The 12475-nt window shown below is 71.5% G+C and carries 11 protein-coding genes and 1 pseudogene; 9 read left to right on the top strand and 3 right to left on the bottom strand.

All coding sequences use genetic code 11. From position 1 onward, the window contains the following. Positions 1-57 precede the first annotated feature (57 nt). Together ACZ38L_RS30510 and ACZ38L_RS30505 are read left to right on the top strand one after the other, a co-directional pair. Positions 58-1395, top strand: coding sequence for a lipase family protein (locus ACZ38L_RS30510; protein ID WP_465699295.1), 1338 nt, complete (start codon positions 58-60; stop codon positions 1393-1395). A gap of 302 nt (positions 1396-1697) precedes the next feature. Then, positions 1698-1757 (top strand): annotated as a pseudogene (locus ACZ38L_RS30505) (hypothetical protein); the annotation flags it as partial. Positions 1758-2022: 265 nt separating this feature from the next. On the opposite strand, the gene ACZ38L_RS30500 reads toward ACZ38L_RS30505, so the two are convergent. Further along, entirely contained in the window at positions 2023-2397 is a 375-nt protein-coding gene (locus ACZ38L_RS30500; protein WP_465699359.1) for a sensor domain-containing protein, read from the bottom strand. A 333-nt stretch (positions 2398-2730) separates the two neighbouring features. Here ACZ38L_RS30500 and ACZ38L_RS30495 point away from each other — a divergent pair, with 333 nt between their 5' ends. The 4 genes from ACZ38L_RS30495 (at position 2731) to ACZ38L_RS30480 (ending at position 5936) form a co-directional block, all read left to right on the top strand. Then, positions 2731-3144 (top strand): YybH family protein, encoded by a 414-nt coding sequence (locus ACZ38L_RS30495; RefSeq protein WP_465699293.1) that lies wholly within the window; start codon positions 2731-2733, stop codon positions 3142-3144. Between the two features lie 219 nt (positions 3145-3363). After that, positions 3364-4983 carry an MFS transporter gene (locus ACZ38L_RS30490; protein WP_465699289.1) on the top strand — a complete coding sequence of 540 codons (1620 nt, stop codon included), beginning with the start codon at positions 3364-3366 and terminating at the stop codon, positions 4981-4983. Beyond that, on the top strand, positions 4973-5593 hold the full coding sequence (locus ACZ38L_RS30485) for a TetR/AcrR family transcriptional regulator (RefSeq protein WP_465699286.1): 621 nt from the start codon (positions 4973-4975) through the stop codon (positions 5591-5593). The genes ACZ38L_RS30490 and ACZ38L_RS30485 overlap by 11 nt, the downstream gene beginning before the upstream one ends. Before the next feature lie 115 nt (positions 5594-5708). Beyond that, complete coding sequence (locus ACZ38L_RS30480) at positions 5709-5936, top strand: hypothetical protein (RefSeq protein WP_465699284.1); 228 nt, start codon at positions 5709-5711, stop codon at positions 5934-5936. A 104-nt stretch (positions 5937-6040) separates the two neighbouring features. Here ACZ38L_RS30480 and ACZ38L_RS30475 read toward each other — a convergent pair whose 3' ends face one another. Continuing rightward, positions 6041-6817: an SDR family oxidoreductase gene (locus ACZ38L_RS30475; protein WP_465699282.1), complete on the bottom strand. Its 777-nt coding sequence runs from the start codon at positions 6815-6817 to the stop codon at positions 6041-6043. Between the two features lie 196 nt (positions 6818-7013). On the opposite strand from ACZ38L_RS30475, the gene ACZ38L_RS30470 reads away from it, so the two are divergent. The 3 genes from ACZ38L_RS30470 (at position 7014) to ACZ38L_RS30460 (ending at position 11167) form a co-directional block, all read left to right on the top strand. Next, entirely contained in the window at positions 7014-7886 is an 873-nt protein-coding gene (locus tag ACZ38L_RS30470) for a helix-turn-helix transcriptional regulator (protein ID WP_465699279.1), read from the top strand. A gap of 166 nt (positions 7887-8052) precedes the next feature. After that, complete coding sequence (locus ACZ38L_RS30465) at positions 8053-10857, top strand: helix-turn-helix transcriptional regulator (protein WP_465699277.1); 2805 nt, start codon at positions 8053-8055, stop codon at positions 10855-10857. Positions 10858-10954: 97 nt separating this feature from the next. Then, positions 10955-11167, top strand: a complete 213-nt coding sequence (locus tag ACZ38L_RS30460) for a hypothetical protein (protein ID WP_465699274.1) — start codon at positions 10955-10957, stop codon at positions 11165-11167. 520 nt (positions 11168-11687) lie between these two features. Here the strand turns inward: ACZ38L_RS30460 and ACZ38L_RS30455 are convergent. After that, on the bottom strand, positions 11688-12095 hold the full coding sequence (locus tag ACZ38L_RS30455; RefSeq protein ID WP_465699357.1) for an Imm32 family immunity protein: 408 nt from the start codon (positions 12093-12095) through the stop codon (positions 11688-11690). Between the last annotated feature and the right edge of the window lie 380 nt (positions 12096-12475).

Raw genomic sequence — 12475 nt, 5'->3', positions numbered from 1 at the left:
GGCAGCCACCGCATCGGCCCCATCAGCAGGCGCCCACCCAGAAGGCGGTAAGCACTCATGGCGCAGGAACCAAGGATCGACGTCGAACTGACGTTGGCACAGGGCGAGGGGACGACCTCGACGGAGAAGCTGGCGGAACTCACCCGGCACCTTCCCCCGGGGCCGTGGTTCGGCACCCGGATCGGCGCGGCGCGCCGGGCCGGCGGGCGGCAGGCGGACGAGGTCTGGGACCTTCGGTCGGCCCGGCCGTACCGGCGCGAGGTGGCCCAGGGCACGGCCGCCGTCTACCGCGCCGACGGACACGAGCGGCTGCGGCGGCCGTTCATCTTCGCCGACGGGTTCAACTACGGCCCCAGCGACCTGCCGGGCCTGTTCGCGTACTTCAACGCGCCCTACGAGGGAAGCAAGGTCGGCTTCCTCGACCAGCTGCTCGCCGCCGGCATCGACGTCATCCTGCTCGGCTTCGAACGGCGGCACACCTACATCCAGGCCAACGCCGGAGTGGCGATCAGTGCCATCCAGCGGGCCATCTCGGAGCGAGAGGGCGACGCGGAGCTGATCGTCGGCGGGGTGAGCATGGGTGGCGTGATCACCCGCTACGCCCTCGCCGAGATGGAGAGCCAGCGAATCGACCACCAGACCGGCACCTACCTCTCCTGGGACTCCCCGCACAACGGCGCCTGGATCCCACTGATCCTCCAGCAGCTCGCCTACTTCTTCGAGTCGGCGCCGGTCGAGCCCGGCAGGATCAAGCCGGCCGAGCTGATCAAGAGCCCCGCCGCGCAACAGCTGCTCTGGGCCTGGGTCCCCGACGCGAAGTACTCCGGCCCGGTCGCCACGGCCAGCGAGCTGCGCACGCAGTTCCTGGCCGAGCTCGAGGAGCTCGGCCAGTTCCCGGTCCGCCCGCGCAAACTGGGCGTGGCCAACGGCACCGGGAACGGCAGCGGACGCGACCTGCCGGCCGGCGCCCAGGCCTTCAAGAAGCAGCTGCCGCTGGTCTACTACGTGGAGGCGAACTTCCAGCCCGACCGCGGTGAGCACCAGCCGATCGGCGAGATGCGGGCCCTGGGGCAGGTGCGGCGCGGCTTCACCTCGCACGTCCCCGGCCTCGACGGCGCGCCCGGCGGCATCCTCGACACCTTCGGCGACATCGCCGAGGCGCTGAACGCCGAGATCCCGGACGCGTACAAGCTCAGCAACTTCGTCCCCTCCGTGAGCTCCGTCGCGCTGGACTTCGACCCGGCCAAGTGGAACATCGACCCGTACGAGAAGGTCGAAGCCGCTTACGAGAAGAGCGCGCTCGACCAGTACAAGTGCGACACCCGCAACAGCGAGCACAGCGAGGTGACCAGACCGCTGGTCGACTGGATCTTGGAGCAGCTCACCCGGCGCTGACGCCCCGACCGCAGGCACACTCCGGGCACCTCGACGGCTCACCGCCCCGAGGTGCCCGGCCGCACATCCGTCGGGGTGTGCGACCACAGCCGACACGCCGACCCCGCCATCACCCTTGCCGGTCGGGAGCATGGCGCGGGTACGAGGTGGGGTGAGGTCGAGCGGCTTCGCACGCGGCTTCCCCGGTCCGGGGCCTCGGGCGGTACTCAACGGCTGCTGCCCCAGGACGTCATCAGACCGCCCTGGTAGGTGACCTTCCCCTCGTAGCGTAGAGGCTGTGACTGAAGGGGAAGTTGGGAGTCATGGCGGAGAAGAGGCGGAAGTTCGACGCGGAGTTCCGTGAGGGGGCTGTGCGGATCGTCGCCGAGACCGGGAGGTCGGCGGCGGAGGTGGCGCGGGCGCTGTCGCGCTCCTGCTCCAGTCCGCTGATCCTGCGGCGCAACGCGGACATGTTGGACAGCAGAGCCTGCCCGAGACCGGCCTGGGCCGCGACGCACACCCGGGTCACCAGCGGCAGTGTGCACAGCAGTAGCACGGCGACTGTGATCACGAAGGCGAGCCGCCCGGCCGGCGACGTCAGCCCCAGACTCACCGCGATGTGGGACCGGCCGCCACCCGCGTACAGCGTCATGGGCCGCAGCGACCCGGGCGTGACCCGGTTGCGGGGTAGGTGGCGGTCGCGACTCCCACGAACCACCACAGTGCCGTCACCACCGTGGTGGCCAGTACGACGGGGAGCACCGTCACCGCGTGCGCCAGGTCGAGCCACAGCCCGGGGTCGGCCGCGTCGGCCGTCTCCTCCGACCCCGGCCGCCGGCCCGTGTCCCGTGCCCCGCCGGCCCGGGAACGCACCTGGCCGATCCGCCACCACTCCAGGTCGCCGGGCCACCGCGCCAGCGCCAGAGCCCGGGCCGGGACGGACGACCTGTTCGGCAGCGACGAACCGACCGTTCCCACGCACAGCCCGGCGACCACCAGCAGCAGACCGACAGCGGCACTCAACGGCGCGGTGAGGAGACACAGCGATTCCACGCGCGTGCGACGCCCGACGCGAACGGCGAACCCGGCACCTGGCCGCCACCGACCCGCGACCACGGAAGGCAACGCCACAACCATTCCCCCAGCATAATGTCGCGCCGGCCCAAGCCTTCCGGACGTCCGCCACCATCCAACCGACACCGCGCCAGACAGACCAGCGGCCCGGTACTGCCAACTACCCGACCGGCGCCCGCAGATGGCCGACTGGCCTTGACGCCCACGTCAAGGCGTAGCTTCGGGAAGACCGCTGCCGCGCACCCGTGGCAGCGGCTCCCCCACAGAGCGGAACACGCGAACATGCCCACAGTGACCGACTCCCGCGACCGCGCGGCCCTGGTCGAGCACGACCAGCGCTTCTTCGACGCCTTGGTCGCCGCCGACACCGCCCGCCTGGGCGAGCTGCTGGCAGACGACTTCATCCTGGTCAGCGTCGAGGACGGCTCGGTCGTGCCCCGGTCCACGCTGCTCGACGCGGTCTCCCGCGGGCTCGTCACCTTCCCCGCCGTCCAGTCCTTCCCCGAGGAGGCCGTGGTCCGCCGCGTCGGCGACGTCGCCATCGTCGTCGGGCGGACCAGCATGAACGTCGTCACCTCCGATGGCACCACCTTCGCGACCGGAAGCCGCTACACCCACGTCTTCGCGGCGGACTCCGCCACGAGCTGGCGTCTCGTCTCCGCTCAGGGCACCCGGATCACGTTCGCCGCCACGTGAGAGCGCGGTGGAGGCGGCCCGGCACCCGCTGCGCGATTCCCCCGCCGGACTCAGCGCGCCGCCGCTTCGCGGGCGCAGGACGCCGCCGGGTGCGCGGTGGATGGCTTCCGGCGCCCCTGTGGGACGGATCACCATTTCGGACCTTCCAGGTCTCGTAAATCGTGGTACCGTTTTCGAGACCCCAAAGTCTCGTAATCACAGGGAACGGAATACCCTTCTATGACCACCCCCACCGTCGATCCCAGGGTGCACAAGCGTCGCTGGTCGATCCTGGGCGTTCTGGTGCTGAGCCTGCTGGTCGTCGTCCTCGACTCCAGCATCCTCAACGTCGCCCTCAAGACCATCGCCGACCCGGTGAAGGGCCTCGGCGCCTCCGAGACCGACCTCGAGTGGGCAACCAACGCCTACACCCTGGCCTTCGCCGGGCTGCTGTTCACCTGGGGTGTCCTGGGCGACCGGATCGGCCGCAAGAAGCTGTTGCTGCTCGGCATGACGGTGTTCGGCCTCGCCTCGCTCGCCTCCGCCTACTCGCAGTCGCCGGGAGAGCTGATCGGCGCCCGCATCCTGATGGGTGTCGGCGGAGCCGCGGTCATGCCCACCACGCTGGCGATCATCTCCAACGTCTTCGAGCCCAAGGAGCGTGCCAAGGCCATCGGCATCTGGTCCGGCGCCGTCGGCATCGCCATCGCCATCGGCCCGATCACCGGCGGCGTCCTGCTCGAGCACTTCTGGTGGGGTTCGGTCTTCCTGGTCAACATCCCGATCGTGCTGCTGGCCCTCGCCCTGATGGTCGTTCTCGTCCCGGACTCCAAGAACCCCAGGCCGGGCCGCTTCGACCCGGTCGGCGTGCCCCTGTCGATCGCCGGCATCACCGCCTTCGTCTACGGGATCATCCGGGCCGGCGACATCGGCTGGCTCAAGCCCGAAGCGCTCGGCATCATCGCCGCCGGCGTGGTCCTGCTGGTCCTGTTCATCCTGTGGGAGCGCAGGACGGACCACCCCGCGCTCAACGTCAAGCTCTTCCGCCACCGAAGCTTCTCGGCCGCCGTCGCCGTCGTCGGCATGGTCTTCTTCGCCCTGATGGGTCTGACCTTCTTCCTCTCCTTCTACATGCAGGCCGTCCGCGGCTTCTCGCCGCTGAAGTGCGGCGTGCTGCTGATCCCGTTGGCGGCGGCCCAGTTGATCTTCTCCTCGCGCAGCGCGGGCCTGGTCAAGCGCTTCGGCCACAAGGCGGTCACCGCCACCGGCATGACCCTGGTCACCCTCGCCCTCGGCTCCTACGCCTTCGTCGGCACCGACAGCCCGATCTGGCACCTGGAGATCGCCCTGTTCGCCATGGGTATGGGCATGGCCAACGTGATGCCTCCGGCCACCGCCGCGGTGATGGCCTCGGTACCGCGCGAGAAGGCCGGCGAAGGCTCGGCTATCAGCAACACCGTCCGCCAGGTCGGCGGCGCCCTGGGCGTCGCGGTTCTCGGATCGATCCTCACCTCCGCCTACCGCAGTCGGATGACCCCCGTCCTGGACTCCGTGCCCCAGCTGCACTCCAGCCCCGGTACCGTCAAGGACCTGTCCGGCTCGATCACCGCTACCCAGGCCTTCATCGAGAAGGTCGGCCCGCGCGCCGACGCGCTCGCCGCGCCCGCGAACGACTCCTTCGTCCACGCCATGCACCTGGCGGTCGGCGGCTCCGTCACCGTCGGGGCACTCGGCGTGCTGATCGCCCTGCTGTGGCTCCCCGGCCGCAACGCCCTGGCCCACGGCGGACCGCACGGGCCGGGCGCACCCGCCGTTCCCGGCCAGGCCCGGACCGAAGAGAAGGTGCCCGTTGGCGACTGAGACCCCGCAGCCGGGCGAGCGCCCCGCCCGCGGGCGCCCACGCAGTGCCGACTCCGAACAGGCCATCCTGCGGGCCGCCCTCGACCTGCTCGCCGAGGGCACCGACCTCGGCGACATCAGCATCAACGCCATCGCGGCCCGCGCCGGCGCCGGCAAGAACACCGTCTACCGGCGCTGGCCCAACAAGGACGCGCTGCTCGTGGACGCGCTGGCCTCGCTCAACCAGCCGGTCCCCGCGGCCACCAGGCAGACCACCCGGGAGAACCTGACCCTGCTGCTCGCCACCATGGTCACCCGCCTGCAGGACACCAGGGCCACCCGGATCATCAACGGAATGATGGCCGCGGGCGTGAAGTACCCGCAACTGCGCCAGCGCTACTACACCGACGTGATCGAGCCCCGCCGAGAGGCGATGCGACAGGTCCTCAGGAACGGGATCGCCAGCGGCGAGCTGCGCCCGGACATCGACCCCGCCGCGATCGTGATGATGCTGAGCGGCCCGCTGATCGCGCGGTCCATCGAGGGCACCGTGCCCGAGGGCCCCCCGGAGAAGGTCGCCGGCGCCCTGGTCGACGTGATCCTCTTCGGCATTGCCCGCAAGCCGGACTGACCACGCTCCGGGCGGGGAGAGGCCCGGAACCCGGTTCCTCCCCGCCTCGGCCGGGACGCGTGCGGTGGCTGTGCTGGCCTCGACCTCGCGGGCCTTGGCCTTGCCACGGTCCACCTTGCCGCGGCACGACCGCGAGCGGGACCGGGCCGGCCTGCCGGAGCGCCCGGTCGCAACGGGCGACCAGTCCACCGGCACCGCCGACATCGACGCGGACCGCTTCCCGCTCGTCGCATCCGCGCTGGACACCAGGCGGGAGATCCCCCGCGACGCGCAGTTCGACCACGGCGTACGCCGGCTGGTCCGATCCCTCCCCTTCACGGAGCGGCCTGGGCGCTGTGACTGAGCGGGCACTTCCGCGAGGTCCGGGCAGCGCGCGGTTGGCGTCGGCGCTGGACCGTGGCGGGCCCGCCCGTGCCGCGGGTGGGCCCAGAAGGGGTGCCGGGAGGGTCAGTTGGGCTGGCGGGTGGGCATGATCGTGACCTGCTGGAGATTCACCCGCGGTGGCAGCGTGACGATGAAGCCGACGGTCTCGGCGATGTCCTGCGGCGAGAGCCACTCCATCGTCTCTTTGGAACCCTCCAGCCACTGGAGCGCACCGTCATCGGTGACGTGGTCCTGCAGCTCGGTCACGACGATGCCCGGCTCGAGCGCCGACACCCGCACGTTCTTGGCGCCCAGCTCGGCACGCAGATGACGCGAGAGGTGCGTGACGTACGCCTTGCTGGCGGAGTACACGGCGAAGTTCGGGAAGATGTTCTGCGCCGCGATCGACGAGGTGTTGATCAGGTCGGCCACACCACGCTCCCCGGCGGCCTTGACCAACTGCGGGGTGAACCCGCCGATGACGTTCATCAGCCCGGTGATGTTGAGGTCGATCTGACGCCGCCACTGGTCGGCGGCCAACTCCTCGATCGGGGCGGGCAACATCACGCCCGCGTTGTTGAACAGCAGGTCGGCGCCGCCCAGCTCGGCCGCCACCCGGCTGGCGGCCGACCGCACGGCCGCGGCATCGGTCACGTCGACAGCGATCGCCAAGGCGGTGCCGCCGCTCTTCTCGATCCGGGAGACCAGCTCGTTCAGCCGGTCCGCACGCCGGGCCAGGACGGCGACGCGCGCGCCCAGCCCCGCCAGATGTTCGGCCGAGGCCTCGCCGATGCCGCTGGAGGCACCGGTGACGACCGCCACGCGGCCGGTCAGGGGCTTGGCCATGGTTTCCGTGGACATGCGGCACACCTTCCGAAAGGGGATGACTCAAGGGGGACCGTGGCCGACTGCCATCGGCCACGCATCCAGCACACCACCCCTGAGCTCCGCTCACGGGGCTTCAACCGGCCCTGGGCAGGCGGGTATCGGGAAGGCAGGTACTGACAGGGCAACCCGGCGCGGACCGCACCGCAGGTGACTGCCCCACACTGGGTGCATGGACCGTAGTAGCGAGATCGCCGACTTCCTGCGCTCCCGTCGCGCCCGGATCACTCCCGACCGGGCGGGCCTGGCAGCGGACGGCCGCCCCCGGCGGGTGCCGGGACTGCGCCGCGACGAAGTCGCCCGCCTCGCCGGCATGAGCACCGAGTACTACACCCGTCTCGAACAAGGCCGCGCCGGAACCCCGTCCCCGGAGGTCGTCGAGGCCCTCGTGGGCGCGCTCCAGCTCGATCTCGCGGAGCGCGAGCACCTCACGGACCTGCTGGCACGGCCCACCCGCGCCCGCCGCACCCCCATCGGTCCGCAGCGGGTCCGCCCGGGCCTGCACCTCATGCTCCAGACCTTGGAGCACGTCCCCGCCTTCATCATCGGCCGGCGCACCGACGTGCTGGCCACCAACCGGCTGGCGCGCACGGTCCTGACCGACTTCGACGCCCTCCCCGCCACACAGCGCAACCTCGCCCGCTACTACCTCCTGAACCCCGACGCCCGTGACCGCGTCGCAGACTGGGCACAGATCGCCGCCGAGACCGTCGCCATGCTCCGCCTCGAAGCGGGCCGCCACCCGCACGACCGGCGACTCGCCGACCTCGTGGGCGAACTCACCCTGCTCTCACCCGAATTCGCCACCTGGTGGAACGACCACCGCGTCCTGCGCCGCACCCACGGCAGCAAGCACTACCGCCACCCCGTCGTCGGCGACCTCCACTTCACCTACGAGGCCCTCCAACCTGCCGGCGACCCCGACCAGACCCTGTGCGTCTACACCGCCGAACCCGGCTCCGCCACCGCCGAGTCCCTGCGGCTGCTGAGCAGCTGGACCATGCCTGTCCCCCAGGAGCACACCCCGTCCGCAGAGTCACGGTGAACACCCCAGGCCTCGACCGCCCAAGCTGCCCCGGGGCAGCTAGCGGCGGGGGATGTCGATCCACCCGTTGTGCGTCCCGACCAGGACGGCGGTGACCGGTCGTCAGCCGTGCGGACGCCGTGCACGGCTGATGATTCTGACACTCGGTGCGACTAAGGTGCCGCTCATGTCGGATGGAATACGGGACGGCGGATCTCTTCTCGAAGGTTCGCCGGCGTGGGGGGTGGCCGCCGGGGGGCGTCAGCTGTTCGGGCGGGCGCGGGAGATCGAGGCGCTGCTGGGGGTGCTGGGTGGCCTGAAGACGGCGGGCGGACGGGCGATCGCGCTGGTCGGGGAGCCGGGCATCGGCAAGAGCGCGCTGATGTTCACGGCCGTCGCGCACGCCAGGGCCGCAGGGGTCCGGGTGGACGCGGCCCAGGGACAGCACGCGATCGCACCCGCGCCCCCGGGCCTGCGGCCGCTGCTGGACGAGCCCTGCGACGTGCGCGAGCTGGTGGCGCGGGGCGGCGCCGCGGTGGTGGCCGTGGACGACCTGCACCACCTTGCGGCCGATCAGATCCCGGGCCTGGGACAGTTGCTCCATGCGACCGCCACCGGTTCACTGCTCTGCCTGCTGGCCTACCGGCAGCGCCAGCTCTCGCCCGCGCTCGCCGCCGTGCTGTCCCGCGCGATGTCCGCCGGCCTGCTCGAGGTGTGGCAGCTCGGGCCGCTCTCCCGGGCAGCGACCCGGGAGTTGCTCGGCGAGCGCCCCGACCTCGAGGAGCTCCGCCGCGAGGGCCAGGGCAATCCGCAGTACCTCAAGATCATGGCCGCCGACGCCCAGGCGATCGCCGCGGCCGGCACGGCGATCCTCGGTGAGCTGGCCGGCCTCGATGACACCGCGCTCACCGTGCTCCAGGCCGCGGCGGTGTTCGATCACTCGTTCCACCCGGAGCTGCTCGCCGCGGGTCTGGGGCTGGAGTTGGCCGAGGCCATGCGGGCACTGGACGTGCTCACCGGCCTCGACCTGGTGCGGCCGGCCGAAGCCGGGCCGAAGATGATACTGCGCCACCCGGCGGTGGGTGCGGTCGTCTACCAGCAGCTCGAACCCAGCCGGCGCCGGGACCTGCACCGCCGCTCGGCGGCCGCGCTCGCCAAGCTGGCAGTACCGATCGCCCGGCGGGCCCATCATGTGGCGCGGTGCCTCGACCCGAACGAGCCGGAGCACCTCACCACCCTGATCGCCGCCGCGCGGGACGCGCTGCACTCCTCTCCGGCGGTGTCGGCCAAGTATCTCGAGGCCGTACTGCCGCTGCTCCGAGAGGGCGGGGAGCACTGGCACGAAGCGCGGGTACTGCTCGCACAGACCCGGCTGCTGACCGGGGACGCCGCCGAGAGCCGGGCCCTGCTCGACGCGCTGCGCCGGCCCGTGGTCGGCCAACCGCCGTGCGGGAACCACGACCTGACCACACTCGCCGACGCGAGCCGGGCCGAACGGCAGCTCGGCCGCTACACCGAAGCCGGTGCCATGGCCCGTGCCGGGCTCGCGGCCCTGGCCGACCGCGACTGCGCCACGGCAGCCGCTCTGCACGCCGAACTCGCCGACTGCGCCTACGACCTGCAGGACTACGAGAGCTGTCGGCAGCATGCCGAGACGGCCGCCGCGATCGCGCGCCGGAACCACGATCGGGTCGACGAGGCCAAGTCCCTGGCCCAGGTGTCGCTCGCCCACCTGTTCACCGGGGACCTGGCCGCGGCCGACCGCACGGCGGACAGCGCGGTCGAACTCGTCGACGCCATCTCCGACGCCACCCTCCTGACCAACCTGGAAGCCCTGTACCAAGTGGGCCTGGCCGAAGGGATCCTCGGACGCCTGGCCGCCGCCGAGCGCCACCTCACCCGAGGCGCGACGCTGTCCCGGCGCACCGGGCAGACGTACATCCAGCCCGCGCTCCTGATGGCGCTGGCCAACACCCAACTGCGCTGCGGGAACCTGCGCCGCACGCTGGCCACGCTCGACGAGGCCGACCGACACGTCGAGTTCGACGGCAACCCGGCGATCCAGGCGGTGCTGGCGATGATCCGCGCCGAGGCCCTGCTGTGGCAGGGCGGTTCCGCCGAGATGCGCGAGGTGCTCGCCTCGGCTGATCGCTCCGCGGCGCTCGCCGACGGTCAGGTCACCGCCTGGGCTGTCAACGTCCGCTGCTCCCACGCCGAACTCGTGCTGATCACCGGCGATCCAGCCCGGGCGGGCCGGCTGCTGCTGGACGCCGCAGGCGGCGTCGACCTGCCCCGGATCACCGCCTGGCGCCAACCACGCTGCTACGAGACCCTGGTGCGGGCTGCGGTTGCCGAGGGCGACCGGGCGATGGCCGAGCACTGGGCGCACCTGGCCGAGACCCGGGTCGACGAGCTGCCCTCCGCCAGCCGGCGCGGGTACGCCGGACGCGCACGGATGTGGGCCCACACCGTGCGCGGGGACCTCGAGCGGGCCCGGCTCAGCGGGCTGGCGGCGGTCGCGGACTTCACCGTCGGTGGTGAGCGCATCGAGGTGGGCCGCACGCTGGTCGCGGTGGCCGCGCTCGCGCTGGACGCCGGGCGGACCGAGCAGGTGGACGGGTGGCTGGAGCAGGCTGCGGCGCTGGCCCAGCAGTGCGGCTCGGCCCGGCTGGCCGACGAAGTCACCCACCAGCGTGCCCGGTTGTTCTCCGCGCCGGCCGCTCCCGCTGCTCCCTCGGCTTTCGCCGCGTCCAGCGCCCAGGGCGGCGCGGACCTGGCCGTGCCGGCCGTACTGGCCCTGCTCACCGGACGGGAGCGGGAGATCGCCCACCTCACCAGCACCGGCCTGACCAGCGGAGAGATCGCCAGCAGGCTGTTCCTCAGCGTGCGCACGGTCGACAGCCACCTCGGCCGGATCTACCGCAAACTCGGCGTCTCCAACCGGGCGAGCCTCACCCGCGCCCTGCTGAGCGAGGCACCCGGCGCGGCGTGAGGGAATCGTCGCTCGGCCGCCCACCCGCCCTGCGAGAAAGGTCAGTGGCCCCGCGGGGCGACCGCGTGGTCGAGCGGGGCGCGGGGCAGGGGAACCCTTGCTGCCGCATCACGAACGCCACCCGCTCCCCGCCGCCGACCAGGTGCGCCCCGGAGTCGGCGAGCGGCTCGAAGTCGTGCAGCAGTTCGCCGAGCAACTGCGCCATCGCCGGTGCGGAGGTGGCGACGAGGTTGGTCGCGCCGATCTCGGGCCGCCCGGTGCTCATGAGGGGCGGTTCCGGAGCCGGTCGGTGCTGCCGTGCGACGCCTGACCGGACATCACCTCGAACGGCGCGAACGGCCCGCGCCCAGCCGCACGACGCCCGGCGGCCGGGCTGATCGCGATGCGCCCGGGCTCCCGGAGGGCCGATGATGCGGCTGGCCTGGGTCACGGTCGCAGTGGCCGCCCGGCTGGTTGGTCGAGGGGGTGGAACCGCACGGGGCCGAGTCGGCGAAGTGGTACCAGAGCGGATCACGTCCTCCACACGCCAGCCACGGAGGGCGCGGTGGCCTGTCGGCGCGGCACTGACTTCGGGTCCGCGGAACGAGTGATTGCGTAGCCGATCTGCGTAGTTCTGCTGATGCCGCCGACCGCCGGTCCCGCCATGGTTGACCGGCGGCTGAGGTGAACGCGGAGAGGTGATGACACATTGATGGCCGCGCCATACGACCCGAGCAACCTGGTTGATGCTTCCCGACCGCGAAGCCTGAGCACGTTCCCTGCCGGGTCGTGCGCCCTGGACGACGGCGTCGGAACCGAGCTCACCGGCTCGGTGCTGAAAGGCCAGATCATCATGCTGCTCGCCGAAGGGGCGAAGGACGGGCCCGTGGCCTGTCGGCTCGGCATCTCGTTACGCACACGCCGACGTCATGTGGCGCGGATCCGCGACCAGTTGGACTCCTCCAGCCGGTTCCGGGCCGAGGGCGGGCCGCGCTGCTCGGCATCGTCCCGGCGGAGCAGCCCACAAGTCCGGCCATGGCCCGTCCTCGGCGGGTGGGATCGGGCTTCATAACCCGCGGCCAGGACGATCGCTCAATGATCAAGCCGATCGATCCGTCTTCGGGACCGTTCAGCTCATCCAGGTGAATATGCCGACCGCTGGTGGCACCCTCCTCTGCCGAAGTCAGCAGATGTCTGGCCCTGGCCGGGGCGATCCGACCAGCCGGGTCCGCCCGGACTCTGGCGTCACCGTCGTCCATGACAGCAGGGATTTCGGCGTCATCCTCCCGCGAGATCTCGATGCCACCGCCAGGTCTACAAAACACGTCAGGTGTGCGTTTCTGGCCTTTCGCCAAAAATAGACATGGTGATTCCTTGCCACCACCGTTCTTCCTGGCCGCTTCGAATCCGGGCCGGCGCGATGACGTCGATGCTCTCCGTGCCGCACGAGCCGGGATCTCCCGCCGGTCCGGCTGCCGCGCCGACCACCTCGGGCCACACGCGAGCGCCTACCACCACCCGCCGCTGGACGCCACCGCCTGCCACACACCACTCCACCGCATCAGGTGAGTGTCAGTGATGTGTGCACATGCGGGCCTCCACGGCGATCCCGTGCCGATCCGGTGGCCAACAAACCCGC

This window comes from Kitasatospora sp. NPDC024654 (genome assembly GCF_055559155.1).
Note: the sequence above shows the minus strand (reverse complement) of the source record. Positions and strands in the feature narration are given on the sequence as shown.